We start from the raw sequence: 25104 nt of genomic DNA, 5'->3' as shown, positions 1-25104 counted from the left end.
GTTAGACGGTTAAAGATTGTGAAACAAAAATATTAAACTTATTTAGATTCAATAAAAATAAAATATATATTTGCCACAAATCTAAATAGAATGAGTCTAAATAAAAATAAGTTGTTCATTTATTTTTCATTTTTCTTCAGTGTGGTGATTCTTGCCCAAGAACCCGCTTCCGTTGAAAAAGACTCAATGGCCATGCAAAACCTGAATGAAGTCGTGGTCACCGGACAGATCAACAAACAAAGTGTGGACAAATCTGTTTTTGAGGTCAAAGTGATCCCTCGGGAAACCTTGGACCGCTTGGCAGGCAACACCTTGGCCGATGTACTCAACCAATCCCTCAACATCAGCATCCAGCCCAACCCCTCCTCTGGCAAGAGCAGTGTGGAACTGTTTGGGTTGGACGGACAGTACTTTAAAATTCTGGTGGACAATATCCCCCTGATCAATGACGAGGGACTGGGCAACAACACGGACCTCACCCAAATCAATCTGGATGACATAGAACAGGTTGAAATCGTGGAAGGGTCCATGGGGGTCCAATATGGCTCCAACGCCGTTTCGGGCATCATCAACATCATTACCCGAAAAGATTCCGATTACCAATGGGAAATCACTCCGTATGTACAGGAAGAGACCATTGGCAATGAATATGGTTTTTTTGATCAGGGCAGGCACATTCAATCCTTAAAAGTGGGACATCGGTTCTCGGACCAATGGTATGTGAACGGCAATGTGACCCATAATGATTTTACTGGGCACCAGAACAACCGAGAGGGTGAGTTCCATGCCTTGAATGATGGCCGAAGGGGCTACGAATGGCTCCCCAAACTCCAATACTCGGGCAAAGGACTGGTAAGTTATACAGGGGACCATTTCCGTTCCTTCTATCGGATGGAGTACTTCAACGAGCAAGTGGATCGCTATGATTCCGTGGTACGGGAGAACTTCAACCCCTCTACCCAAACGAGCAACCCTACCGCATCCGACGATATTTTCACGTCCAGACGGTTCTTTAACCACCTTAATGTTGCCGGGCAGCTCTTCCAAAAAGTCAACTACGATATCTCCGCCTCCTACCAACAACAAAAACGGGATGTGGAACAATTTACCTATCGCATCAATAGCCGGGAAAAGTTCGATGTGGAATCGCAAGAATACGAATCCAGGAAAGGGTTCTACTCCCGGGGCACGTTCAACAATTTCTTTGCCTCTGAAAAGGCAAATCTTCAACTGGGGTATGAACTGAGCAACATCAACGGGTATTCCTCTTCGGCCGCCATCGCTTTCAGTGGCAACAACATTGCACGCAGGTTGGAGTCCTATGATGCCTTTGCCACGGCCGAGTTTGCCTTGGGGGAACGCTTTTCGTTCCGACCGGGTACGCGGACCATGTTCTCGTCCCAGTTCAAGACCCAAATGGCCCACTCGTTGAGTGCCAAATATGCTTTTGACAACGGATATCAGCTTCGGGCCGTGGTAGGAAAAGCGCCCCGTAACCCCAATTTTGATGAACTCTTCACTTATTTTGTGGATGTCAACCACGATGTGCAGGGCAATATCAACCTGGAACCAGAGCGCAGTCTGTCCACCTTCCTGCACCTCAAAAAGAATTTTTTCCAAAAAGACCTGAAATGGCGCTTGAGCTCCAAGATCTCGGCCTGGTACCTTACCGTGGACGACCGTATAGAGCTGACCGTGGTCAATGAGACTCCCTTGGCCTTCCAGTACAACAATATAGATGAATACCGCAACTGGGGTACTTCCTTTACCAACAAACTGGTCCATGGCGATTTTCAATTTGACCTGGGCCTGTCCCTCTCCGGCGAAAGCAAGGTATTGAACAGCGAGGACTCCTTCAATGACGATTACCTCTATGCCTTGCAGGTGAGTTCCAACGTGGGCTATCAAATCCCCAAGATCAACACCACTTTCTCCCTGTTCTTCAAATACAATGGGCCCGAGTACCAGTTTGTATTGGACCCCGAACAGGACGACCCCACATTTATCCGCTCCAAACGGGAAGGCTATGGTTGGATGGACGCCTCCATCAAAAAAACCTTTATGGAAGATAAGCTCCAACTGACCCTTGGCGCACGAAATCTACTGGACATTACCCGGGTCAATACCTCATCGGTTTCCGGAAGTGGAGTACACTCCTCTCCCAACACGGGATTACTCTTGGGATATGGCAGGTCCTTATTTATAAAACTTTTATACAACCTTAAAATTTAATCTTAATCCTAAAACCAAATTTTATGAAAAATCATTTTCTATATGTAGCCGCATTGGCCATGACGCTCTTCGGTGCCAGTTGTAGCAGCGATGACGGTGGAGGGTCCATCCCTGCGGAATTTGTGGTCGCCTTTCAAAACCCTTCCCTGAGCTTTGATGCGGTGGACAGCCAAAAGCAGATCAACCTTGTATTTTCCACCACGGCCCCCGAGGATGGGTCCATCACCATTTCGTTCACCACGGAGAATACGGAATACGATACCGATTTCACCACCGAACCCGCCGCGGCTTCGGGCCAACTGACCGTTGATTTCACGGGCGGCGCCACAGGGACCGCATTTACCTTCAACAAGTTGCAGGATGCCATTGAAGGCACCACCAAGGCCGTGAACTTTACCATATCCGCCGTAAGTGTGGCCGATGCCAAGATCCAAGGGAACACCCAATTGGCCGTGAGCTTTACCGAAACAGCGGCCCCATCCGGCAGTGTATCCCCCGAAGTGGGTGGTCCCAATGAGGACAACCAGGTGTATGTGGACCTGAGCTCCCTGACCCAGACCAGTGCCAAGCGCGATAGCTGGGACCTTGGATTTTATAGCGGAAGTGACTTTAGGGTAGCCATCAACGGTTCCATTTATATGGCCGTGGCCGCTTTGGAGAGCACCGATATCGATGCCGTTACCGAAGCCGATGTGGAAACCCTTCAGCCCCAAGTGGCCGTGGGTACTTTTGATGCCGCCAACACCATCTATGTGGATGATGTTACCGGCAGCTTGGACGGAACCGCCATTGCCGCCATTTCGGAAACCGATGCCGATAACCCCGTATACTTGGTAAACCTCGGCTTTGCCGTGGGCACCACAGAACCAGAGGTCGGTAGCGAAGCCGTCAAAGGCGATGCCAGGGGATGGAAGAAAATACGCATCCTGCGCAGTGGGGAGGATTACGTACTGCAATATGCCGATTTGGACGCCACCGACCATGAGGAAGTGACCCTTTCAAAAGCTGCGGGACACCACTTCACCTTCTTTAGTTTTGATACCGAAGAGGTGGTGGACGTACAGCCGCAAGCGGACCGTTGGGACATCAACTTTACCGTGTTCACCAACGAGATTGAAGGGTTTGGTTCTTACGGCTATGCCGATTTTATCACCACCAATAGCTTAAGCGGCGCCTTGGCCTACCAAGTGGAAACCGCCACAATAGCCTATGCCGATTTTGCCTTGGCCGATGTGGACGAAGCCTCTTTTGAGGACGACCAACGTGGTATTGGCAGCCAATGGAGAAACGGTGGAGGACCCGGCACCTTGCCCTCTTTGAAGAACGATGTGTTCTTTGTGCTCAAGGATACCGACGGCAATCTGTACAAGATCAGGTTCACGGCGTTGACCAACGAAAGCGGCGTACGGGGCTACCCGGCCTTTGAGTTTGAACTCTTGTAGCCGAACGATTTTTATTTGGATGCTCTGGGCTGGACCGTTGCCCCCTTTTGTTATCGTTTTCGAATGTAACGGTTTAGTTTTGAGTTAGTTTGTGTGAAGGCCGGGGCAGGTAAACTGTCTCGGCTTTTGTTTTGGCCTTATGGAAAAACCCTAGTTTTTTTAAGGTTTTGGTGCAATCGCCAGTTTGGGAAAAGTGGTATTTTGTACGGCAACTCCCCTCCCTCAAGTCTTAACGGAACATGCTTTATTTAAAATAAAGATGACTGGTCATAAGCAGTTACCTACCCATTTGGGATGCATAGGAATGCATTTTATGCTGATATAAACAAGTTGTGCATAATTAAAACTGAATGAATAAAACAGAATTTCTGAAAATAGCTGGGCAATACAGAAGTCAAAAGCAAAAACTTATAAATGATACTTTTTTATGGGTTTCAGTTTCAATTATCGCTATGGAGACTATAGCTGAATCAGATGATTTCCTTAACATTAAAAAATTTGAAGTTCCTTCTCGAGTTAAAGGAAAAACTGTAAAAAGAAAACCCGAAGATTTAAAGAAGATAATAGGTTTGGCTGTTAATACGGATTTGTATCAATCAACATTTATATACATTGTAGCCCAATTTGAAGCATTTCTATCCGATATTATAAGCTTATGTCTAAAATATGACCAAAGAAAATTAAGAATGAATGTTTCTGGTGGTGCGAGTAATAAAAAAGTTGATATATCAGAAGTATTAAATTGTAAAACACAGGATAATATCATTGACCTAATAATTGACAAACAACTTGGAGACCTTTTTTACGCTGGACCAAAAAAACAAAGAGAATACATTGAAAAGGTCCTGAGTGTTGAACTTGAGGAAGCACAATGGCTTAATTGGTTTGAATATAAGGCTACTAGAGATTTATTAGTACATAATAGTGGGAAAATTAACTCAATATATCTTGAAAAAACCGGAGAAAAAGCTAGGGGAAAGTTAAACGAAAAAATTGAATTAAATAAAGAATATTTTGATGACGCATTGTCAAATATAAAATCGATGATTGGTAGAATTGACAAAGGAATTAGAAAATCAGTGAAAGATTAATAACTATGCACAACAATGGCTATAAGTAATGGCGCCGTTCTCGCCTACTTATGAAAATCCTCGCGGATTTTCAGTTTGGTGTGTACTTGCAAAGTTAAGTGTTAAACCACGCAACTACTCATAGTCGAGACAGTTGTGGTGCATTAAGAAAATGGACGAGAAAATAGGAGCATATAAATCACCAGGAAAAATTCACGGATTTGACTTCATATTTGAAGGAGAAATCAGATTTGGACCGACTTACTATAAACTGAAGTTGGACGGGGAGTTGATTAAGGACAGAGTTTTTGGATTTGAATTTAAATGGCATCCTGAATCAAAATATTTGGCGTTACAAGAATGGCTGACAACTGACTACCAAAAAGGACCTATTACGGCTTTGACGATTGTTGATTTGAAAACAAGGAAGTTTGCAAAAATCTCAAAAGCCGAAAAAGGATTTATAAAACCACTAAAATTTCAAAACGAATTGATAATTTTTGAAAAAGAGTATTTGGCATCAGGAAAAACGGTTGAATATGAAATCAACTATGAACAAATAAAGAATTGGGAAAAAGAATAAAAAAAACACCACAACAATGGCCGTAAGTAATGGCACCATTCTCTCCTACCCCTCCAAACACCCCAACAACTTTTTATAACACTCTTCCGCCACGGGCAACAAGGCTTCCCCTAAATAGGTGGTGGGGTACTGTGGCGCTTCGTCCAAAAAGGTGCCATACACTTGTGCAAAATCATCCATTTGGTGGGGCGGTACTTTCATAAGTTGGGCTACGATAGTGATCAGGTCCAAAGCATACAATCCGCCATCGTCCAAACCCATATGGCGGAGGGTTTCGGTAAGTTGGCTATGCTTTAAATCTTGCTGTATGAGCTGCACCAAAAGTTCTCTGTTGTNCAAAGCATACAATCCGCCATCGTCCAAACCCATATGGCGGAGGGTTTCGGTAAGTTGGCTATGCTTTAAATCTTGCTGTATGAGCTGCACCAAAAGTTCTCTGTTGTTCATTTTATATTGTTTTTCAATATAAATATATATTATAATATATTATTTCACAACATTTTTTTGTATTGTATTTTGCTATATGATAAAAATTCAGCTTGTGATATGGTACAATTTCATATTACAAAGTAATATGCTGTGGTATCGCATCTGCGTATGAATAGAATCAAAGCCGTATTAAAACAACAGGGCAGGACCCAAACCTGGCTGGCCGAGCAAATTGGCAAAAGCTATGTGGTGGTCACCAATTACTGCAACAACAAAACACAGCCCAGCATTCCCATTTTATATGAGATGGCCAAGGTCTTGGACGTGGATGTATGTGAACTGTTGGTGCCTTCCAAAGAGTAATCCTAAAAGTTAATAAAATGCTAAAGCCTACCTATGCTGTAACGCATGGGGCATAATCCCGTCTTGTAGGCAATCATCAAAAAACCTAAACATGAAAAAAGCCTACGCTATCGTAGCACTCCCTTTATTTTTCCTTGCCGCATGCTCCAAAAGCGATGAGCAATCCAATCCCAACGAAGATGCCTACCTGCACATTCCAGACCCTCATTTTGAGACCGTTCTGGTGGAACAGGGCATAGACACGGACGGTACCGTGGACCAACAAATGCTGCGCACCGATGCGGAAAAGCTAACCTATTTGGACCTCAGCCCTTCGGGCCAGTTTGGCGATATTGCCGACCTTACCGGTATTGAGGGTTTTGTAAACTTGAAATTCCTGGCCGCCAGCGGGCAAAAATTGGAGGAAATCGATTTAAGTGCCAACACCCAGTTGGACACCCTGTACCTGCAGGCCAATTACCTTACCCATATTGATCTGGCCAACAACCCCAACCTTTTATTGGTGAACGCGGAGTCCAACGAACTGACTTCCATTGAAGGTCTGTCCGAGGCCGCTCAATTGAAAAAGTTGTACCTGTCCTTTAACAACGTGGAAGATCTGCAGTTGGACAATCCCGATTTGGAGTTGTTGCACATGGGCCAGAACCTGTTAACATCCATCGATATCAGCGGGGCGGTGAACCTCAAGAACATCTTCTTGATCAGCAATGCACTCACCTCGGTGGACCTGAGCCACAACACTTTGGTGGAGACTATTTTACTTTCGGACAATGCGATCCAAACCATTGACCTTTCGCACAACAGCAGCCTGACGCATCTTTATATTTCGAGCAATACGCTGACCAGTCTCGATGTGAGCAGCAACCACGAACTTATCGATCTACGTGCCGATAGGAATCCGACCTTGAGCTGTATCAAAATTGGGTCCGGGCAGGAGATTCCCACCGTATCAAAATCGGATTACCAAGAACTGAACACTGTTTGTGAATAGGGACTAAAACACTTTTCGGACCGCCTCAATGGTCCTGTCCAGATCGTCGTAGCTGAGGGCATCGTTCAAAAAGTAGCTTTCAAAGGCAGAGGGCGGTAAGTATACCCCGTTCTCCAACATGCCGTGGAAGTATTTCTTAAAGGTATCGTTGTTCCCTTTGGCCGAGGAGACAAAATCCACCACAGGTTGGTCCGTAAAGTGTACGGAGATCATGCTTCCATAGCGGTTGATTTGGTGTACCACCCCTTTTTCGGTAAGCACCTCGGCAATGCCCTTGTGCAGGTGTTCGGTTTTTTCCGCCAAGCTGGTAAACACTTCAGGGCGATTGTTGAGTTCGGTGAGCATGGCCAGTCCGGCACTCATGGCCAAGGGGTTCCCACTGAGGGTCCCTGCTTGGTACACTGGCCCTTCGGGGGCCAAATGTGCCATGATCTCGGCACGTGCGGCAAAGGCCCCAACGGGCAGTCCGCCCCCGATCACCTTTCCGAACATCACCATATCGGCATCCACGCCCAAGGCTTCCTGCGCACCGCCTTTTCCCAAACGGAAACCGGTCATCACCTCATCGAACAGCAATAAAATGCCTTCCTCGGTGCAGAGTTTTCGGAGTCCATGAATAAATTCATCGGTGGGGATGATACAACCCATGTTCCCGGCCACGGGTTCCAGAATAATGGCGGCTATCTCGCCTTTATTGGCCTCCGTCAACGCCTTTACACTGTCCAAATCGTTATAAGTGGCCAAAAGGGTGTCCTTGGCCGTACCTTGGGTGACCCCGGGACTGTTGGGGCTCCCGAACGTAACGGCACCACTCCCCGCCTGGATCAAAAACGAGTCGGAATGGCCATGGTAGCAACCCGCAAACTTGATGATCTTGTCCTTGCCCGTGTACCCGCGTGCGAGGCGAACGGCACTCATACAGGCTTCGGTGCCACTGTTCACAAAGCGAATTTTGTCAATGTTGGGCACCATGGAAACGGCCAGTTGGGCCAGTTCGGTCTCAATTTCGGTGGGCATCCCGAAGGAAGTGCCCTTTTTGGCCTTTTCCACCACGGCATTGATCACGGGTTCAAAGGCGTGGCCCAAAATCAGCGGGCCCCAGGAGGCAATGTAATCGATAAGCTGGTTGCCGTCCACATCATAGAGGTAGGCGCCTTTGGCTTCCTTTACAAAAATAGGGTCGCCGCCCACGGCTTTAAACGCCCGAACGGGTGAATTGACCCCTCCGGGGATATATTTTTTCGCCTCGGCAAACAAGGCACTGCTTCGTTGGTAGATCATAAATTTAAATATCCATGTCATTCCCGTGGATGCGGGAATCTTTTTAATCTATAATTGTCAGTTCGAGCGCAGTCGAGAACAACATCAATAAGCACCCCTCGACTGCGCTCGGGATGACAGAAACGTGCTATTCGAACAGCTCCCCGCAAAGGTAAGTAACCTCATACTTTCATGGAAATTGAAAATGTCAGTTCGAGCGCAGTCGAGAACGACAATCAATAAGCATCCCTCGACTACGCTCGGGATGACAGCTCGACATAACAAAGGAAAAAATTATTTTGATTTTTCTTTTCGGATGTTCAATACCTGCCCGATGGATAAATGGGTGCCCTTCAAATTGTTGAGCCTTTGGATCTCATCCACGGAGATGGCATATTTTCTGGAAATGGCATATAGCGTTTCCCCTTTTTCCACCACATGGGTGAGCACTTCAAAGCTTTTGGGTTCCCGGACCACTTCCAGACCTCCTCGAACCACATCCTCGTCATATTGGTGCAGATTGTATCGCTCAATCAAAGCGATAAGCTTTTGCGGATATTTACGATCGGTGGCATAACCCGCCTGACGCAAACCGTGAGCCCATTTTTTATAGTCGTCCTTCCGGTAATTGAACAAAAAGGCATATCGGGAACGGGACGAAAGGAAAATGCTATGGTCCCGGAACGAAAACATGGGGTGGTTGTATTTTCTAAAACACTCCCCTTTGGCGTCATCGTCATGAAAATCGTATTCGCCCTGCCATCCGGTATGGCATTTGATCCCAAAGTGGTTGTTGGTCTTTTTGGTCAACTCCCCTCTTCCCGAGCCACTCTCCAAAATACCTTGGGCCAAGGTGATACTGGCCGGAATGCCAAAGGCACGCATTTCGTACTGGGCAATTTCGGCAAAGGTTTCAATATATTCCTCGGTATTTGTGATGGGAAAGTGCTCAAACCTTCCTGGATCCGCAGGCATGGGATACAGATCGGAACCTTCCGCGTTTTCATCCACAGCGACAGGCCTTTCATCCTTGTTTTCGGTATTCCTGACAATGGGAGCGCCCTTTTTGTGGGTCAAGGTCCGTTTTTTGGCACCACAAGAAGTCAACAGCAGTGCCACAACAAGTACATATCCAATTCGCCTGATCATATATCCAATAAGGGTAAATTTTTCTTTTTCAGCACAGTGTTCATTCCCGCTATCCCTTGCAGACCACCCGTATGGATGGCCAAAATATGGGTTTCCTTTGGGAAAAAATCCTGTTTTGCCAGTTCAAAAATACCAAAAAGCAGTTTACCTGTGTAGATGGGATCCAACGGAACCCCGGTTTCTTCTTTAAAGGTATTGATGAAATGAATCAATTCTTCACTCACTTTGGCATATCCCCCAAAATGAAAATCGGTCATCAATTTCCATTGATCGCTCCGTACAAATGTATGAATATCCTGTTTCAAAAAATCACCCTTCAAAGCGGGAAAGCCCAAAACGGTCTGGTGGGGTTTTGCTGAATTGATGAGTCCGGCCAAGGTCCCTCCCGTTCCCACACTACTACAGATATAGTCGAAGTTGGAATCGGCCTCCGTTACAATTTCCTCGCAACCTTTTACGGCAAGGGCATTGGTACCGCCTTCGGGCAGTAGGTAGAAATTGCCAAATGCCTCTTTCAAAATCCGGAGAAAACCCGCTTCGCTCTTTTGTCGATAATCGCCACGGGACACAAAATGGAACCGCATGCCATGGTCATGGGCCAAAATCAGAGTGGGATTGTCCTGCCACTTACCTTGCAACTCCTCGCCCCTGATCACGCCAACAGTATTAAATCCCTGTTCTTGTCCGGCACAGGCCACTGCAGCAATATGGTTGGAAAAGGCGCCACCAAAGGTGAGCAGGGTCTCGTGTCTCAATTTTTGGGCTTCGAGCAGATTGTACTTCAGCTTTCGGTATTTGTTTCCGGAAATCTGCGGATGGATGGTATCTTCCCTTTTGATATGGAGCGTCACGCCCTTTTCTCGAAGCAAGGGCACATCAATATGCTGATTGGGAATGTTCAAAGTGAATGCTTATCGCGTCAGGTACTGCATAAAACCAAACCGTTTCCGCTTGGAAAGATACTCCATATCCCTTTCATTGGCATAAGCCTCACGCTCAAAACTGATGTTCTGGTAGGCACGGTAGCTATCCAAATATAGGACGGTACGCAAAATCCATTCTGAAAAATAGAGGAAGTAAAAAGGTACAAGTAACAGTTCCCGCTGCTGTCGGAGATGGATGCGCTCGTGGTTGATGAGCACATCATCGGTTCGCAGGGCACCTTCCTTCAGGATGATGAAAGGCCAGAGCGATAGCCCGACATAGTTTTTATAGAAGAAATGTTTAAAGATCAATATCACTTGAAAACGTTCAAGGGTTCCTCACAAATATAACAGCTTACGGAAAAGAAAAATGGACCTTATCGACAATACCATTAACATTTTCGGTGAATAACCTGTTTCGGAAATCTTAAAATCCTAGCGGTTCTGCCATGAAAGCCTTACTTTTAAGTAACGAATCGGTGCCGTAGTGTATGAAAGAGCGTATTCCCTTGGAAGAGGGTGATTTTTACTTTTCAGAGGAGGGATATAAGGTTTTTACAGCCCAATACCACCTAAAAAGGGGGTATTGTTGTGAAAGTGGCTGCCGTCACTGTCCGTATGGCTATAGTACGAAAACGAACACAAGGCGCTGAAACCGGTTTTCGGCATAATCTTTGTGGTTTTTATCATAATCTCAACACTTCAAAAAAAGTACTATGAAAAATTTTAAACTATACATTTTGACTGCACTTTCGGTGGTTCTGTTGGCCTCCTGCAGTTCCGTTAGGGTGGTTTCCGACTACGACAAGCAAGCGGACTTCAATACGTACAGAAGCTATGCTTTTTACAAAACTGGGATTGACAAGGCTCAGATTTCAGACTTGGACAAGAAGCGTATTTTACGGGCCATTGAGGCCGAATTGGGTTCCCGTGGTTTTGTAAAATCCGACAATCCTGACGTTTTGATCAGCATTTTTACCAAGGAACGGGAACGTGTGGACGTCTACAACAACAACTTCGGTTGGGGTTATGGTGCATTCTACAACCCATGGGTCTGGGGTCCCGGTTGGGGATGGGGCTGGAACAACAATAATGTGAGCACCCGCACTGAAGGCTCCCTGTACATTGATGTCATTGATGCCAACAAAAAGGAATTGGTATGGCAAGGTCGCGGTGTAGGCACCTTGAACAATACCAAGGATATTGAAAAAAAGGAAGCGCGCATCAAGGAATTTGTTTCGCAGATCCTACAGGAATATCCTCCCGCCACGGCAGTTGCCGTCAACTAAAAATATAAGCCGCCCAAAGGGCGGTTTTTTATTGCCCTTCCTCCAAATTTTCTGGTTTGCGATAACGATTTCGTATCTTTAGGCTGCACAAAATTGCACCTATGAGTTACGAATCCAATCCTATACTGGACAAATTGCCCAAACACCTCAAGCAGTTCATAAAACCGCAAAATTATGGGGACTATACCGCTATTGACCAAGCGGTATGGCGATATGTAATGCGCAAAAATGTAGACTATTTAAGTCGCGTGGCCCATAGTTCTTATGTGGATGGATTGAAAAAAACCGGGATTTCCATAGACCATATCCCCAATATGTATGGGATGAACCGAATCCTCAAGGAAATCGGTTGGGCCGCCGTGGCCGTGGATGGGTTTATTCCCCCATCGGCCTTTATGGAATTCCAAGCGTACAATGTGCTGGTCATTGCTTCGGACATACGGCAATTGGAAAATATTGAGTACACCCCTGCACCGGACATCATCCATGAGGGCGCAGGACATGCACCCATCATTGCCAATCCAGAATATGCTGAATACCTGCGTCGTTTTGGGGAAATAGGCTGTAAGGCCATTTCCAGTGCCAAGGATTACGAACTGTACAATGCCGTGCGGCACCTGAGCATCATCAAGGAAGCCCATGGCACCCCGGAAAAGGAAATCGAGGAAGCGGAAAAACACATAGAACACCTTCAAAAAAACATGGGCAAACCCAGTGAAATGGCTTTGATTCGGAATCTGCACTGGTGGACGGTGGAATACGGTCTCATTGGTACGGTGGACATGCCTAAAATTTATGGAGCGGGACTACTTTCCTCCATTGGCGAAAGTGCATGGTGCATGACGGACCAAGTAAAAAAAATACCCTATTCCATTGAGGCAGCGCATACCGAGTTCGATATCACCAAACCCCAACCCCAATTGTTCGTTACGCCCGACTTTGCCTTTTTGAGTCAGGTTTTGGAGGATTTCGCCAACACCATGGCCTTGCGGAAGGGCGGACTATCGGGGGTTCAAAAATTGATTGAATCCCATGCATTGGGCACCATTGAACTGAGTACCGGGCTACAAGTTTCGGGACAGTTCCATGATGTCCTCGAACAGGATGGCAAACCCATATACATCCAAACCAAAGGGGCAACGGCCCTAGCCTATCGTGAAAAGGAATTGGTGGGGCACAGCACAGCACAGCATCCCGATGGTTTTGGCATGCCTGTGGGCAAACTGAGAGGCATCAACATTGCCATTGAGGATATGGGACCCCGCGATCTTAAAGCCTACAAAATCTACGAAGGCGAAGAAGTCTCTTTGGAGTTTGAAGGCGGGGTAAAAGTTGAAGGGACCATCATCACCGGAACTAGAAATCTAAGAGGAAAGATTCTCTTGGTAACCTTTGAGAACTGTACGGTGACCCATAACGGCAAAGTGCTGTTCGCTCCGGAATGGGGGCTTTACCATATGGCCGTGGGGCAGCACGTGGTCTCCGCTTTTAACGGTCCGGCCGATTTGGGCAGTTTTGACCTCATCACCCATGAGATCACCGAAACCACCATCAAACCCAAAAAAAGTCCTGAACGCCAACAACTGGAACTCTATTACCAACAAATCCGGGAGTTCAGGGAAGGAAAGAACACGACCATTTCCCGCAACAAGGTATTCCAAGAACTTAAGGAAAATCACCCCCATGATTGGTTGTTACCCGTTGAGCTGTACGAATTGGCCAAAAAAGGGAACAATGTTGGATTTCAGGAAGAAATCCTATCCCATTTGGAGGATATCAAACGGAACAATCCCAAAGTGGGGCATTTGATTGATGATGGCATTCGCTTAATCGACCATAGTTTTTTGAAGGTCGATTAGTTTTTCGGGAGAGTCAACGCTTTCATCGCCATAGACCAAGGTCCATCCCAGTGAGTTGGTGAGCACATAGATTCGGGAAAGTTCGCTCAACAGTCGGTTCTCAGCATTTTTCCGCAAGGAGGAAGCTTCCACCTTTTTGGATAGGGACACATTCACATTTCGCTTGATGGCGTTATAATCTTGCGCATTGAACGGATTGAAGTAATCCGCCGTGACATCGTAGTACTCAAAATCCGGATTGATCTTCACCTCTGGCTGGGGAATTTCCGTAATGCGAATGGTCTTGTTGGCCTCATCCATTTCATAGGCAATCTTGGACAGGTCATAGCCAATGGTCACCTCTGCATTTACCACTACCAAAGCTTTTTTATCTGCTGTGACCAAGGAACCGAACAATTCCCTGGAATCCTTATAGTTGTAGACTTCCACAAAGTGGCCTTCGGTCACAATGAGTTTGGAGACATTTTTCAGTTCCTGTTGGATGAGCATGGAATTCTCCTGCAATACCGTTTTCCGTTCCCGTTCATCGACACAGGATTTATAGATCAATACGGAGGCCAGTGCAATGACAACTCCCATAAGTATTTTCTTCATTTATTCGAATTTCATGAAAGGATACCTTTCTTGAAGATACGTAATTTTTGTGCGAAGCGATTTCCTGAACGTTTGATGGGCCTCGGAATCGGGATTAAAGGGACGGTGTTGCAATCCTTTTTGAACACTATCGACCTCGTCCATGACCGAATAACAATCGGGCGAAATCCATGTATCCTTGAACTTTTCCCAAATATACTCCACCGCCAATTCATTGGGATGTACCAAATCCTTTCCATAAAAACGGTAGTCGCGCAGCTCGTCCATCATGATTTCATAGGCCGGAAAGTAGGATACATCTCTGGACTGCGCTCGAGATGACAAAACGGAATGTAGTGCGGTAATTAGATGTGATTTGCTTTGCTGATTTTCCACAAAACCGTCTTTCAGATGCCTAACAGGTGAAACGGTAAAAATGTGGTTCGCCTTTGGATTCACTTGTTGGACCAAATCCACCAAACGGGCCAAACTTGACTGTATTTCTTCCGGAGTAAGCAATCTTTTCACGAACTCCTTTTGGGGCACTTTATGGCAATTGGCGACTACTTTTCGTGAAGCAATATTCTTGTACACCCAAGCTGTTCCTAAAGTGATGATCATATGGGTGGTATTTTTCAGCCCTGTTTCGGTTTCCTGCAACCTTTGATTGAGATGATTGAGCAAAGCTTCTCTTGAATGGGCATTCAAATCGGAATGGGCGTCAAAGCAATGCCAAATCCCATTTTGTTCAAACACCTCATCTTCTTGATAGGTTTTATCTCCCAGAGCACGTTCCATTAAATTCTCAAGTGCAAGCGGGTGAAATAGAATTCCGAATGGGTTTTGCAGTTGTTGGAATTTGAAGTATTCCAGCCTACTCCCCATATTTTCTACAAAACAAGACCCTAAAAGCAATATTTTGCTCGAGTAATCGATGGGGTATTCTGCTTTTTGAAGTGGAACAATGGTCTGTAACTTCATGGAAAAAGGGTTTTATCTGCAGTCCTTGATATTTTGGAGCATGTCCCGGTATTGCTTTTCCAACTGTTCTTCCAGTTGATTTAAAATACCCAGAGTACGCACCAAATCCTTCATGGATGTATTTCGCAAGGCTTCCGTGGCCTTGTTCAGCTCGTTTTTCACCAAATCTTGGGTATTGTACAAAGATTGCAGGTCATATAGGCAATCATAGCCAAACTCATGGAATATCCCTGTGGATTTTGAGATTTCCCACGCAATACTGCTCAAATCGGTGATTTCCAGATTGATGTAGGAATCGATTCGATAGGCATACTGGCCATCACCCAATTCGGTAGAGTCCACTTCCCGAATATACCCAGCATATTTTTTTTGAAGCCTCCCCATGGTTTCCGGCGAAGCTATAAAGTTTCCATCTTCACCTTCAAGGGCATCAAAATCAGAAAAGAAAGAAGGTATTTTTTGGTTCACCACATGGTCTTTCACCAATTGGTCCAAATTGGCCTTGATCTCCCCTTCAATCTTTTCCAAGGCCACCACCTTGTCCTTTTCCATGCTCTTGGACGTGTTCCAATTGTTGAACCAAATGGCCAAATTGATACCCACGAACAATAGAAAAATCTCTCCGAAGATGTATTTCCAATTAATACTTTTTATGTTGAAGAAGCCCATGCTTATGTTGTTGTCCTGATCATCTCTTCGGCATTTGCCAAAGCGACCGGAATGCCTTCAGGGTTTTTACCCCCGGCAGTGGCGAAAAACGGCTGTCCGCCCCCACCTCCTTGGATATGTTTGCCCAGTTCGCGTACTATGCTCCCGGCATTCAGTCCTTTGTTGGACGCCAAATCCTTGGAAATGTAACACGAAAGCAATGCTTTTCCGTCATTTTCAGCAGCGAGCAATAGGAAAACATCCGAAACCTGTCCCCCTATCTCAAAGGAAAGGTCTTTGATGCCAGCTGCATCCAAGTCCACCTTTTTAGCCAAAAACTGAACACCATTGATATCCTTCAATTCGGAAATCAATTCATTTTTCAGTCCTTTGGCCTTGTCTTTCAGCAGCTGTTCCACTTGCTTTTTAAGGGTTGTATTTTCTTCCTGTAACCCCGCAACCGCCTTTACAGGGTCTTGGGCATTGCTCAACAGATCTTTGATTTCATAGAGCATGCGATTGTTCTGGAAGTAGAAATCCTTGGCCGCATCGGAGGTAATGGCCTCTATCCTTCGGATTCCTGCCGCAACGGCTCCTTCGGAAACAATCTTGAAATGCCAGATATCACCTGTATTCTTTACGTGGGTCCCACCACACAGTTCTATGGACTGACCAAAGCGGACCGTACGGACGGTATCCCCATACTTTTCTCCAAAAAGTGCCATGGCCCCTTGTTCCATGGCCTCCTTAATGGGTATATTCCTATTTTCCTCGAAGGGTAATTGGCCTTCAATACGGGCATTGACAAAGTTTTCCACTTCGCGTAGTTCCTTGACTGTCAATTTTGAGAAGTGGGAAAAGTCGAAACGAAGGTATTTGGAGTGGACCGCTGACCCTTTTTGTTCCACATGATCTCCCAAAACCTCGCGAAGGGCTTGGTGCAACAAATGCGTTGCGGTATGATTGCTCGCGGTACGCCAGCGTTGTTTTTTATCGACCATGGCCTTAAAACTTCCCGAAACGTCTTTGGGAAGGCCATCAGCAAAATGGACAATTTCGTTGTTCTCCCGTTTGGTATCCACAATATAGGTCACATCTCCATTGGATGCCTCCAGATATCCTTTGTCGCCTACCTGTCCCCCTCCTTCGGCATAGAACGGGGTAAGGTTGAACACGAGTTGGTATTGATCACCTTCCTTTTTGCTGGTCACCTTTCTATATTTGACCAACTTCACCGTTGCTTCCAGACTATCGTAACCAATAAATTCCTGTTCGGAATCCTGCATCAGCACCGTCCAATCGTCCTTGGAAACCTCTGATGCCGCACGGGAACGGTCTTTTTGGGCTTTCAAGGCCTTTTCAAATCCTTCCACATCCAATTGGTAACCTTTCTCTTCCAAAATCAGGGAAGTAAGGTCGATCGGGAATCCGAAGGTGTCGTACAACTCGAAAGCCTTTTCCCCAGAAACCGTTTTGTCCTTTGAGGATTTGATGACCGAATCCAACAGCACCAATCCTTGCTCCAAGGTGCCCAAAAAGGAATTTTCTTCCTCCTTGATCACATTCTCGATCAATTGACGATGTTTGGAAAGCTCGGGAAAGGCTTTCCCCATACTTTCAACCAAAACATTCACCAATCGGTAGATAAAAGGTTGCTTGGTCCCCAAGAAGGTAAAGCCATACCGGATGGCCCTACGGAGTATCCTTCGGATAACATAGCCCGCTCCGGTATTGCTCGGTAACTGCCCATCGGCAATGGCGAAGGCCACGGCACGGATGTGGTCGGCCACTACCCTAATGGCTATATCCGTCTCTTCATTCTTCCCATATTTTTGCCCGGTAATGGTATCGATTTCACGAATGAGGGGGGTAAACACATCGGTATCGTAGTTGGATTTCACCCCTTGCAATGCCATACACAGGCGTTCAAAGCCCATTCCGGTATCAATATGTTTTTCGGGAAGGTCCTCCAAATCACCATTGGCCTTTCGGTTGTACTGTATGAATACCAAGTTCCAAATTTCAACCACAAGCGGATCATCTTGGTTGACCAGCGATGCACCGGGAACTTTTGCTTTTTCTTCCTTGGAACGAAGGTCTACATGGATTTCGGAACAGGGACCACAGGGGCCTTGATCTCCCATTTCCCAGAAATTGTCCTTCTTGTTCCCCATGATGATGCGGTCCTCGGGCACTATGGCCTTCCATAGGTCATAGGCTTCCTTGTCCATTTCCAGTTGATCGGCATCCTTACTACCTTCAAAAACAGAAACGTACAAGCTATCTTTGTCAATTTTGTATACTTCGGTCAGCAATTCCCAGGCCCATTGAATGGCTTCTTTCTTGAAATAATCCCCAAAACTCCAGTTACCCAACATCTCAAACATGGTATGGTGGTAGGTGTCCTTGCCCACTTCCTCCAAATCATTGTGCTTACCGCTAACCCGAAGACATTTTTGGGTGTCCGTGACCCGTTTAGACTTTGGAACGGTATTTCCCAAAAAAAACTCTTTAAACTGGTTCATGCCCGCATTGGTGAACATCAATGTGGGGTCGTTCTTCATCACCATGGGCGCGGAAGGCACTATTTTATGGTTTTTCTCTTTGAAAAAGTTTAAAAACTGGTTTCTAACTTCTTGGGATGTCATTGCGATTGCTAGGGTTTTCTTAAATTTAACACTTTAAGCAAAACAATTTTTATATTTGCTTGTTTTGATAAAAAGAGTGAGCAAAAATAGGATAAAATCCATTCATGTCTAAAGTTAAGTACTATTACGACCCGGATACGCTTTCCTATAGAAAGATCGAACCGAAGAAATCCAAGAAATACAGGAATCTCTTCCTATTTTTATTGGGTTCCGCTTTGTTCGGCTTTCTTGGCCTTATCATTCTGTTGAACACCCGATGGGTGAATACTCCCAAAGAACTTTCTTTGGAGCGCGAAGTACGGAACTACGAGCTTCAATTTGAGATATTGGACAAGAAGATGGAGCAGATGGAGCAGGTATTGGCCAATATTGAAGATCGCGACAACAATATCTACCGCCTTTATTTTGAGGCAAATCCCATACCTGAAGAACAGCGCAGAGCTGGTTTCGGGGGAATCAACCGGTACAAGTCCCTGGAAGGTTTCAACAACTCCGAGATCATTACCAACGCCACAAAGCGCTTGGACATCATCCAGAAACAAATGGTGATCCAATCCAAGTCGTTGGATGAAATTGCCAAACTGGCCGAGGAGAAGGAAAAATTACTGGCGGCCATCCCGGCCATCCAGCCCGTAAGCAACAAAGACCTCACCCGAATGGCCTCTGGTTATGGGTGGCGTTCGGATCCCTTTACCAAAGCCAGAAAAATGCACTGGGGAATGGATTTCACTGCACCGCGCGGCACCCCGATCTATGCGTCCGGTGATGGAAAAGTTACCCGCTCGGACAATAGGTCTTCCGGATACGGAAAACATATCCGAATAGATCACGGATATGGTTACGTGTCCCTATATGCGCACTTGAGCAAGTACAATGTAACCGTAGGTCAAAAGGTAAAACGAGGTGACCTTATCGGTTTTGTGGGAAACACAGGACGCTCAGAGGCCCCTCACCTGCACTACGAAGTCTTTAAGGACGGTGAACGTATCAACCCCATAAACTTCTACTATGGAAGTTTAACGGCGGAAGAATTTGAAAATATGCTCAAGTTTGCCAACCAAGAGAACCAATCCCTGGATTAATGCACGTAGATCTTCCTGAAAAACGGTACTATGGCATTGGCGAAGTGGCCAAGGCATTTGGGGTGAACACCTCTCTCATCCGTTTTTGGGAGAAAGAGTTTGATGTACTTCAACCTAAAAAAAACGCCAAGGGCAACCGTAAGTTCACTCCACAGGACATCCATAACCTGCAACTGATCTATCATTTGGTCAAGGAACGTGGTTTTACCCTGGAAGGCGCCAAAACACATTTGAAGGAAGAGAAGCAAAAGACCCTTTCCACCTTTGAGGTCATCCAAAAACTGCAAAAGGTCAAGGCCGAGCTTATTAAGATCAAAGAACAACTATAAACACTAAACCACAGAAAATGAAAAAAGGTATCATCGCCATTATCATCCTAATTGTATTGGGGGTAATCATAGGAGGTTGGTATATCCGCACCAATAATATGTTGGTCGATATGAAAGGACAGGCCACAAAGCAATGGGCCAATGTGGAAAGTTCCTATCAACGGAGAAGCGACCTTATTGGAAACTTGGTAAAAACGGTGCAAGGTGCAGCAGATTTTGAAGAGCGGGTGCTAACAGAAGTCACAGAAGCTCGAGCAAAGGCCACATCCACAAATTTGGACCCCTCCAATATTACTCAAGATAGGTTAAATGAATTCCAACAGGCCCAAACCGGTCTTTCTTCCTCACTTGCCAGGCTCTTGGCCACCATTGAACGCTATCCTGATTTAAAGGGTAGTCAAAACTTTTTGGAGCTGCAGTCCCAACTTGAGGGTACAGAGAACCGAATCAATGTGGAGCGGAACCGATTCAACGATTTGGCAGGGGAATACAATATCAAAATCAAGCAGATTCCCACAAATATTATTGCCAGTTTGGCCAATTTTGACGAAATGGCCTTGTTCGCTTCCAATCCAGGAGCTGAAAATGCCCCGGATGCCAACTTCGATTTTGAATAGACATGTCGCACGTAGAGGAATTTTTAACGGCAGAGGAGGAGCAAGAGATTATCGATGCCATTGTTGTGGCCGAGAAAAATACCTCTGGTGAAGTCCGTGTGCATATTGAGGCCACTTCCAAAATAGATCATTTCAGCAGGGCCCAACAACTGTTCCATTTCCTTAAAATGGATAATACCAAGGATGGCAACGGCGTACTCATCTATGTGGCCGTGGATGATAAAAAGTTTGTGATCTATGGCGATAAAGGCATTGACCGCGCCGTACCGAAAGGATTTTGGGACAGCACCAAGGACGCCATGGCCTCCCACTTTAAAAACGGAAACTTTAAACAGGGGATTGTAGAGGGTGTATTAATGGCTGGAAAGGAATTGGAGGCCCATTTTCCATGGGACCATAACGACACGAACGAATTGAGCGATGCCATATCCAAAGGGTAGCCTTCTTATACTTGCTTTTTTAAGTTTTTCCCTATCATGGGGGCAATTCACCATACCCGAAAAACCGGAGAAGCAGACCAGCGTCTATGATTATGTAAATCTACTCTCTCCATCCCAAAGTCAAGCTTTGGAGCAAAAGCTCATTCGATACTCGGACAGCACCTCCACACAGATTGTCATTGCCATTATTAGTTCCACCGAAGGGGAGGACATTACCTATTTGGGAGCCCAATGGGGGCAGAAATGGGGTATTGGACAAGCCGATAAGGACAATGGCGTGTTGGTGCTCTTGGCCAAGGATGACCGTAGGATTGCCATCAATACCGGATATGGCGTAGAAGGCTCTTTGACCGATCTTATGTCGAAACGCATCATTGAGTCCATAATCATTCCCGAATTTAAGCGAGGGGACTATTACAGTGGTCTGGACAAAGGGGCCGATGCCATTTTTCAGGTCCTCAACGGAGAGTTTACGGAAGACCGCACCTTTGGAAACAACCCAGGGTTTCCTTTTAAGGCCCTGTTCCCTTTTATCATTTTCATCATTATCATGATCATTCTTTGGAGTCGCAAGAACAACAATAACGGTAGGGGCGGTGGACGCCGTGGCAGTGGTCTCGACATTTGGGATATGATCATCCTCAGCAACATGGGGCGGAGTTCTGGTTCCTCCGGGAGCTTTCGAGGCGGCGGTGGATTCAGTGGAGGCGGTTTTGGTGGCGGCTTCGGAGGTGGTGGCTTTGGCGGAGGCGGTGCTTCCGGCGGATGGTAAGCCAATTCAACCCACTAAAGTCTTATAAAACGGGGACCTCCCCTTCTTTTGGGACCTCCTCCCTCTCCAAAGGAGTTGAATTTAATGGTAAGACTCCCCATAAAATAGCGTTTTAATGCCGTTCCTTGAAAATCCTGCACAAAATCCTGCCCTGTGGTCCTTCGTGTATTGATGTTTTGGTTGAGCAGGTCATACGCCAACACTTTAAGGGTGGTCGTCTTCTTGAACATTTGTACGCCCAAGCTCATGTTCCAAAAGAGGGCATCCTTATCAAAACCACTTCCCAAGTTTCCGTTGTAGGTGTACACAATATCATTGCCCCACACCACATTTTCGGGCCAGAAAGTGGTCGTTTTAACCGATAGGCTATGGGTAATAAAATCAATATCATCCACCATGTCCAAATTATAGCGGGTAGCATTTACCCCCAAGGTGTAATTGGGTTCCAGTTCCACCATTTCCATATAATTGAACCTTAATCCAATCCTAGGATTCAGGTTAAGGTTCGTTGCCTCCAATCTATTGCCGTTGGTAAAGCCTACCTCCTTTCTGAAGTTGGCATTGGGATTGAATGTGATTCCGAGGGTGTACAGACTGTCTTTTTTAATCTGTTTTGAATAGTTGATTCCTGCCCATCCACGGTAATTACCTTCTATATTTTGATAGGTAGTGGTCCGTATAAAGTTGGCATCGGTGGTGGTGCTGGAAACCACCTTGTCCTTTTCAAAACTCATCCCGGAATACAAAAATATTCCTGTGCGCTCCTTCCAATTGTAATCATTGAAATTCAGGTAGACGTTATGGGTGACCTGGGGCTCCAAATCCGGATTTCCCTCCACAATGTTCAATGGATTGCTAACATTGGGCACAGGTTGCAATTGGTTCACCGAAGGCACATTGACATTAGTGTTATAGTTGGCACTGATTCTTTTATTGTTTCCCAAATTGTAGTTGAAATAAGAACTGAGCAAGAACTTGGAATAATCCTTGGAAAATGAAACGGACTGTATACGGTCCTCATTCTCAAGATCAATGCCCTCATACCTTGCCTTAAGGTTGAACCTGATCTTTTGCCCATTGGATACAATCCCCACTTCAGGGACATGTTTTCGGGTGCCAAAGTCAAAATCCGAACTTAAGGTGGGGTTAAAGACATAATCCCCGGTAATCTCGCTAAAATCCATGACCGACCGCTTGTTTTTTTGGTCGCTATCACTATACTGATACTCAAAATCAAGAAAAAGGTCCTTTTTCAATGGATGCCTATATACCATTCCCATTTCATAGGAATCCTCGGCATTCTCCATCATGGTCTGCTGGTCTAGAATCTGCTCACTGGGATCATCCCCAAAAATAATACGTTCCGAGTTCAATACCGATTCGGTGTCATTTATCCTGTTATTGTTGTTGAAATAGACCCGGACAAATCTCCCCAGAGTATCCAGCTTCTTCATGATGTCGAGCTTATTGGCAAAATTGCGTTGCATCCCATCACTGGTTCTAAGGGAGGTGTTGCTGTTGATCAAATCCCCAGATTCGTTTCTGGACATGGTATTTTCCGTATCGGTTGAGTTGGTCCGGTTTACACTTAGGGAAGGTTCCAGACTGATGCGGGTAGTCTTGTCAATATCGAACTCCATGTTGGCCGTTGCCTGATTGGAATTGGTGGTCCCTACAAAATTGGTTTCGGTATCGGTAAAGAAATTACCGGTGGGCAATATGTTCTCCCTTGATATTCTTTCATCGTTGTAAGAATCGCTGTAAGAATAGAAATAGTTGCCATCTGTCCTGTAGCGGTCCTTCTCCTGATTGGCATAACTGGCCCCAACGGTGGAGGAAGTTGCGATTCCCTGACCAAATCCAAAAGAGGTGTTTCCCACGGCAAAGGAACCATTCTGACCAAATCTCATCCCATTCCCCCTTGCTCTTCCTACCATATCATAGATTTCATCGAATGAAAATCCAGCATTGTTCACATTGTTGGAACTTCCCAATAGGCTAACCCTTTGGGTATCGTTAAAGTAGTTTACCAAGCCATTGGCCTGATAACGTTCGTCCGTACCATATCCCGCAGACAGACGTCCCATATATCCCTTGTTCATGTTCTCTTTTAGGGTGAGGTTGATGGTCTTGGTCTCCCCATCCCCTTCTTCCCCCATAAACCGCTGCTGCTTGGTCTTGGTATTGGTGATTTGGATTTTACTGATCACATCCTTGGAAAGGCTCTTAGTGACCACCTTGGGGTCTTTGCTAAAAAATACCTGATCGTTCACCAAAACCTGATTGACCTCTTTTCCGTTCACCGTGATCTTCCCCTCACTATCCACTTCCACACCGGGCAGTTGTTTCAGTAATTCTTCCACCGTTGCATCAGGTCGGGCAGTAAAAGAATCCGCATTGAACTCCAAAGTATCCTTTCGTATGGCTATGGGAACTCGTTCGGCAATTACATCCACTCCTTGAAGTTCTTGCAAACGTTCCTCCATTTTTATTGTACCAAGATCCACCGTGGGCTTAAGAGGCACCTCTATACTTTTTGACTCAAATCCATTATAGGAAAAATTCACCCTAACCTTTTTTACCGAGGTTTTGCCCTCCAAGGCAAAGCTTCCGTTGGCATTGGTAATGGTATATGAAATAAGGGTACTGTCCTGAACAGACTCCGCATATATGGTAGCCCCCTCCAAAGGAGTTTCATTGGTTGAATCCACCATTTTTCCCTTTACGAGAAAATCTTGCGCTGAAACGGATAAACAGGATAAAAAAATGAGAGTAGATACTATGAACGGCTTGGTCAAATGGTTGTCTATTTTCTGGTTTTGAGGTAATTCCTACAGAAAAATATTATTTTATATAACGCGAACCATCTGGTTTAACGAAAATTTGGTATCGAATAATCCAAAATCACAAATATTTCATAACAAAATAGTGCATCAAGACCATGATGCCCATTTCTCTTCAATTTTCAATGGCATTGTGTCCGTTTGTGGAAAGCAAGTATATTCTAATCTACTTTCCTGTAAAAAATCTTGCTCACAATTTTCCATTCCCCATCAATCTTCAGCAAGTTCATAAAATCAATAAAGGTAAATGTGGGGTATTCAATTTCCAATCTTGCATTGGCTGCATTCCCTGCAATGGTGATATCTGCAATCCTCGTTTGCCGGTCCTGTTTCGGTCCGGGCTTCATTCCTTTGCCAAAGAACTCAATGGCATTTACCTCGGTATACCCCTCTTTACCAATGAACTTCATCGTGGCAGTTTCGTGAAAGGCCTTTTTTAAGGTTTCAAAATCGTTATTGGTCCCTCCATCCAGATAATAATTTACGGTTTGCTCTACCAGTTGATAGTCTGACTGGGCCTGAAGTGTCCCAAAACCGACCATTGCTAAAAAGAATACACTTAATTTTTGAATCATGATGTT

The 25104-nt window shown here is 45.5% G+C and carries 24 protein-coding genes; 14 read left to right on the top strand and 10 right to left on the bottom strand.

Annotated elements, in window-relative coordinates; all coding sequences use genetic code 11:
- The first annotated feature begins 90 nt into the window (after nucleotides 1-90).
- From ACPD8L_RS13665 to ACPD8L_RS13640, 6 genes are all read left to right on the top strand, one after another.
- Complete coding sequence (locus ACPD8L_RS13665; protein ID WP_423943825.1) at nucleotides 91-2232, top strand: TonB-dependent receptor plug domain-containing protein; 2142 nt, start codon at nucleotides 91-93, stop codon at nucleotides 2230-2232.
- 23 nt (nucleotides 2233-2255) lie between these two features.
- Complete coding sequence (locus ACPD8L_RS13660; protein WP_423943823.1) at nucleotides 2256-3674, top strand: HmuY family protein; 1419 nt, start codon at nucleotides 2256-2258, stop codon at nucleotides 3672-3674.
- A 350-nt stretch (nucleotides 3675-4024) separates the two neighbouring features.
- Nucleotides 4025-4765, top strand: coding sequence for a hypothetical protein (locus ACPD8L_RS13655; RefSeq protein ID WP_423943822.1), 741 nt, complete (start codon nucleotides 4025-4027; stop codon nucleotides 4763-4765).
- A gap of 151 nt (nucleotides 4766-4916) precedes the next feature.
- Nucleotides 4917-5327: a hypothetical protein gene (locus ACPD8L_RS13650; protein ID WP_136567390.1), complete on the top strand. Its 411-nt coding sequence runs from the start codon at nucleotides 4917-4919 to the stop codon at nucleotides 5325-5327.
- A gap of 597 nt (nucleotides 5328-5924) precedes the next feature.
- Complete coding sequence (locus ACPD8L_RS13645) at nucleotides 5925-6119, top strand: helix-turn-helix transcriptional regulator (RefSeq protein ID WP_423943820.1); 195 nt, start codon at nucleotides 5925-5927, stop codon at nucleotides 6117-6119.
- 91 nt (nucleotides 6120-6210) lie between these two features.
- Entirely contained in the window at nucleotides 6211-7110 is a 900-nt protein-coding gene (locus tag ACPD8L_RS13640; protein ID WP_423943818.1) for a leucine-rich repeat domain-containing protein, read from the top strand.
- Between the two features lie 3 nt (nucleotides 7111-7113).
- On the opposite strand, the gene hemL is transcribed toward ACPD8L_RS13640, so the two are convergent.
- The 4 genes from hemL to ACPD8L_RS13620 form a co-directional block, all read right to left on the bottom strand.
- Nucleotides 7114-8391: a glutamate-1-semialdehyde 2,1-aminomutase gene (gene hemL / locus ACPD8L_RS13635; protein WP_423943871.1), complete on the bottom strand. Its 1278-nt coding sequence runs from the start codon at nucleotides 8389-8391 to the stop codon at nucleotides 7114-7116.
- 273 nt (nucleotides 8392-8664) lie between these two features.
- Entirely contained in the window at nucleotides 8665-9519 is an 855-nt protein-coding gene (locus tag ACPD8L_RS13630) for a glucosaminidase domain-containing protein (protein WP_423943816.1), read from the bottom strand.
- Nucleotides 9516-10421 carry a 1-aminocyclopropane-1-carboxylate deaminase/D-cysteine desulfhydrase gene (locus ACPD8L_RS13625; RefSeq protein WP_423943814.1) on the bottom strand — a complete coding sequence of 302 codons (906 nt, stop codon included), beginning with the start codon at nucleotides 10419-10421 and terminating at the stop codon, nucleotides 9516-9518. Before ACPD8L_RS13625 ends, ACPD8L_RS13630 begins: the two co-directional genes overlap by 4 nt.
- Before the next feature lie 9 nt (nucleotides 10422-10430).
- Nucleotides 10431-10760, bottom strand: coding sequence for a hypothetical protein (locus ACPD8L_RS13620; RefSeq protein ID WP_116216163.1), 330 nt, complete (start codon nucleotides 10758-10760; stop codon nucleotides 10431-10433).
- Nucleotides 10761-10933: 173 nt separating this feature from the next.
- Between ACPD8L_RS13620 and ACPD8L_RS13615 the strand changes: the two genes are divergently transcribed.
- From ACPD8L_RS13615 to ACPD8L_RS13605, 3 genes are all read left to right on the top strand, one after another.
- Complete coding sequence (locus tag ACPD8L_RS13615) at nucleotides 10934-11095, top strand: C1orf53 family protein (protein ID WP_165357291.1); 162 nt, start codon at nucleotides 10934-10936, stop codon at nucleotides 11093-11095.
- A gap of 63 nt (nucleotides 11096-11158) precedes the next feature.
- On the top strand, nucleotides 11159-11731 hold the full coding sequence (locus ACPD8L_RS13610; RefSeq protein WP_116216164.1) for a DUF4136 domain-containing protein: 573 nt from the start codon (nucleotides 11159-11161) through the stop codon (nucleotides 11729-11731).
- 101 nt (nucleotides 11732-11832) lie between these two features.
- A complete protein-coding gene (locus tag ACPD8L_RS13605; RefSeq protein ID WP_423943812.1) occupies nucleotides 11833-13590 on the top strand; it encodes an aromatic amino acid hydroxylase in 1758 nt (585 codons plus the stop codon).
- Here the strand turns inward: ACPD8L_RS13605 and ACPD8L_RS13600 are convergent.
- Genes ACPD8L_RS13600 through alaS form a run of 4 tightly spaced genes read right to left on the bottom strand, consistent with a single transcriptional unit; the run spans nucleotide 13558 to nucleotide 18440 of the window.
- The gene (locus ACPD8L_RS13600) at nucleotides 13558-14184 is read right to left on the bottom strand and encodes a DUF4230 domain-containing protein (RefSeq protein WP_293304563.1); all 627 of its coding nucleotides are present in this window, start codon (nucleotides 14182-14184) and stop codon (nucleotides 13558-13560) included. The two genes, ACPD8L_RS13605 and ACPD8L_RS13600, sit on opposite strands and share 33 nt — an antisense overlap.
- Entirely contained in the window at nucleotides 14185-15144 is a 960-nt protein-coding gene (locus ACPD8L_RS13595; RefSeq protein WP_423943811.1) for a GSCFA domain-containing protein, read from the bottom strand. It abuts the gene before it with no gap.
- Nucleotides 15145-15156: 12 nt separating this feature from the next.
- Nucleotides 15157-15813 carry a hypothetical protein gene (locus tag ACPD8L_RS13590; RefSeq protein ID WP_116216168.1) on the bottom strand — a complete coding sequence of 219 codons (657 nt, stop codon included), beginning with the start codon at nucleotides 15811-15813 and terminating at the stop codon, nucleotides 15157-15159.
- A 2-nt stretch (nucleotides 15814-15815) separates the two neighbouring features.
- Nucleotides 15816-18440 carry an alanine--tRNA ligase gene (gene alaS / locus ACPD8L_RS13585; protein ID WP_423943810.1) on the bottom strand — a complete coding sequence of 875 codons (2625 nt, stop codon included), beginning with the start codon at nucleotides 18438-18440 and terminating at the stop codon, nucleotides 15816-15818.
- Between the two features lie 104 nt (nucleotides 18441-18544).
- Between alaS and ACPD8L_RS13580 the strand changes: the two genes are divergently transcribed.
- From ACPD8L_RS13580 to ACPD8L_RS13560, 5 genes are read left to right on the top strand one after another with little or no spacing between them, the layout of a single operon-like run.
- The gene (locus tag ACPD8L_RS13580) at nucleotides 18545-19522 is read left to right on the top strand and encodes a M23 family metallopeptidase (RefSeq protein WP_116216170.1); all 978 of its coding nucleotides are present in this window, start codon (nucleotides 18545-18547) and stop codon (nucleotides 19520-19522) included.
- Nucleotides 19522-19851 (top strand): MerR family transcriptional regulator, encoded by a 330-nt coding sequence (locus ACPD8L_RS13575; RefSeq protein WP_116216171.1) that lies wholly within the window; start codon nucleotides 19522-19524, stop codon nucleotides 19849-19851. Before ACPD8L_RS13580 ends, ACPD8L_RS13575 begins: the two co-directional genes overlap by 1 nt.
- 17 nt (nucleotides 19852-19868) lie before the next feature.
- On the top strand, nucleotides 19869-20468 hold the full coding sequence (locus tag ACPD8L_RS13570) for a LemA family protein (RefSeq protein WP_423943807.1): 600 nt from the start codon (nucleotides 19869-19871) through the stop codon (nucleotides 20466-20468).
- 2 nt (nucleotides 20469-20470) lie between these two features.
- Nucleotides 20471-20908, top strand: a complete 438-nt coding sequence (locus ACPD8L_RS13565; RefSeq protein WP_116216173.1) for a TPM domain-containing protein — start codon at nucleotides 20471-20473, stop codon at nucleotides 20906-20908.
- Nucleotides 20889-21680, top strand: coding sequence for a TPM domain-containing protein (locus ACPD8L_RS13560; protein WP_423943805.1), 792 nt, complete (start codon nucleotides 20889-20891; stop codon nucleotides 21678-21680). Before ACPD8L_RS13565 ends, ACPD8L_RS13560 begins: the two co-directional genes overlap by 20 nt.
- Nucleotides 21681-21694: 14 nt before the next feature.
- On the opposite strand, the gene ACPD8L_RS13555 is transcribed toward ACPD8L_RS13560, so the two are convergent.
- The gene (locus ACPD8L_RS13555; protein WP_423943803.1) at nucleotides 21695-24394 is read right to left on the bottom strand and encodes an outer membrane beta-barrel protein; all 2700 of its coding nucleotides are present in this window, start codon (nucleotides 24392-24394) and stop codon (nucleotides 21695-21697) included.
- 290 nt (nucleotides 24395-24684) lie between these two features.
- Nucleotides 24685-25098: a nuclear transport factor 2 family protein gene (locus ACPD8L_RS13550; protein WP_293304545.1), complete on the bottom strand. Its 414-nt coding sequence runs from the start codon at nucleotides 25096-25098 to the stop codon at nucleotides 24685-24687.
- Nucleotides 25099-25104 lie beyond the last annotated feature (6 nt).

Origin of the sequence: Flagellimonas algicida (assembly GCF_049629585.1) — a bacterium.
Classification (GTDB): Bacteria; Bacteroidota; Bacteroidia; order Flavobacteriales; family Flavobacteriaceae; genus Flagellimonas.
Note: the sequence above shows the minus strand (reverse complement) of the source record. Positions and strands in the feature narration are given on the sequence as shown.

Excerpts from the sequence above, each read along its gene's own strand:
- ACPD8L_RS13665 (WP_423943825.1), top strand. The coding sequence starts at position 91 with ATGAGTCTAAATAAAAATAAGTTGTTCATTTATTTTTCATTTTTCTTC.
- ACPD8L_RS13660 (WP_423943823.1), top strand. The coding sequence starts at position 2,256 with ATGAAAAATCATTTTCTATATGTAGCCGCATTGGCCATGACGCTCTTC.
- ACPD8L_RS13655 (WP_423943822.1), top strand. The coding sequence starts at position 4,025 with ATGAATAAAACAGAATTTCTGAAAATAGCTGGGCAATACAGAAGTCAA.
- ACPD8L_RS13650 (WP_136567390.1), top strand. The coding sequence starts at position 4,917 with ATGGACGAGAAAATAGGAGCATATAAATCACCAGGAAAAATTCACGGA.
- ACPD8L_RS13645 (WP_423943820.1), top strand. The coding sequence starts at position 5,925 with ATGAATAGAATCAAAGCCGTATTAAAACAACAGGGCAGGACCCAAACC.
- ACPD8L_RS13640 (WP_423943818.1), top strand. The coding sequence starts at position 6,211 with ATGAAAAAAGCCTACGCTATCGTAGCACTCCCTTTATTTTTCCTTGCC.
- hemL (WP_423943871.1), bottom strand. The coding sequence starts at position 8,391 with ATGATCTACCAACGAAGCAGTGCCTTGTTTGCCGAGGCGAAAAAATAT.
- ACPD8L_RS13630 (WP_423943816.1), bottom strand. The coding sequence starts at position 9,519 with ATGATCAGGCGAATTGGATATGTACTTGTTGTGGCACTGCTGTTGACT.
- ACPD8L_RS13615 (WP_165357291.1), top strand. The coding sequence starts at position 10,934 with ATGAAAGAGCGTATTCCCTTGGAAGAGGGTGATTTTTACTTTTCAGAG.
- ACPD8L_RS13610 (WP_116216164.1), top strand. The coding sequence starts at position 11,159 with ATGAAAAATTTTAAACTATACATTTTGACTGCACTTTCGGTGGTTCTG.
- ACPD8L_RS13605 (WP_423943812.1), top strand. The coding sequence starts at position 11,833 with ATGAGTTACGAATCCAATCCTATACTGGACAAATTGCCCAAACACCTC.
- ACPD8L_RS13600 (WP_293304563.1), bottom strand. The coding sequence starts at position 14,184 with ATGAAGAAAATACTTATGGGAGTTGTCATTGCACTGGCCTCCGTATTG.
- ACPD8L_RS13595 (WP_423943811.1), bottom strand. The coding sequence starts at position 15,144 with ATGAAGTTACAGACCATTGTTCCACTTCAAAAAGCAGAATACCCCATC.
- ACPD8L_RS13590 (WP_116216168.1), bottom strand. The coding sequence starts at position 15,813 with ATGGGCTTCTTCAACATAAAAAGTATTAATTGGAAATACATCTTCGGA.
- alaS (WP_423943810.1), bottom strand. The coding sequence starts at position 18,440 with ATGACATCCCAAGAAGTTAGAAACCAGTTTTTAAACTTTTTCAAAGAG.
- ACPD8L_RS13580 (WP_116216170.1), top strand. The coding sequence starts at position 18,545 with ATGTCTAAAGTTAAGTACTATTACGACCCGGATACGCTTTCCTATAGA.
- ACPD8L_RS13575 (WP_116216171.1), top strand. The coding sequence starts at position 19,522 with ATGCACGTAGATCTTCCTGAAAAACGGTACTATGGCATTGGCGAAGTG.
- ACPD8L_RS13570 (WP_423943807.1), top strand. The coding sequence starts at position 19,869 with ATGAAAAAAGGTATCATCGCCATTATCATCCTAATTGTATTGGGGGTA.
- ACPD8L_RS13565 (WP_116216173.1), top strand. The coding sequence starts at position 20,471 with ATGTCGCACGTAGAGGAATTTTTAACGGCAGAGGAGGAGCAAGAGATT.
- ACPD8L_RS13560 (WP_423943805.1), top strand. The coding sequence starts at position 20,889 with ATGCCATATCCAAAGGGTAGCCTTCTTATACTTGCTTTTTTAAGTTTT.
- ACPD8L_RS13555 (WP_423943803.1), bottom strand. The coding sequence starts at position 24,394 with ATGGTGGATTCAACCAATGAAACTCCTTTGGAGGGGGCTACCATATAT.
- ACPD8L_RS13550 (WP_293304545.1), bottom strand. The coding sequence starts at position 25,098 with ATGATTCAAAAATTAAGTGTATTCTTTTTAGCAATGGTCGGTTTTGGG.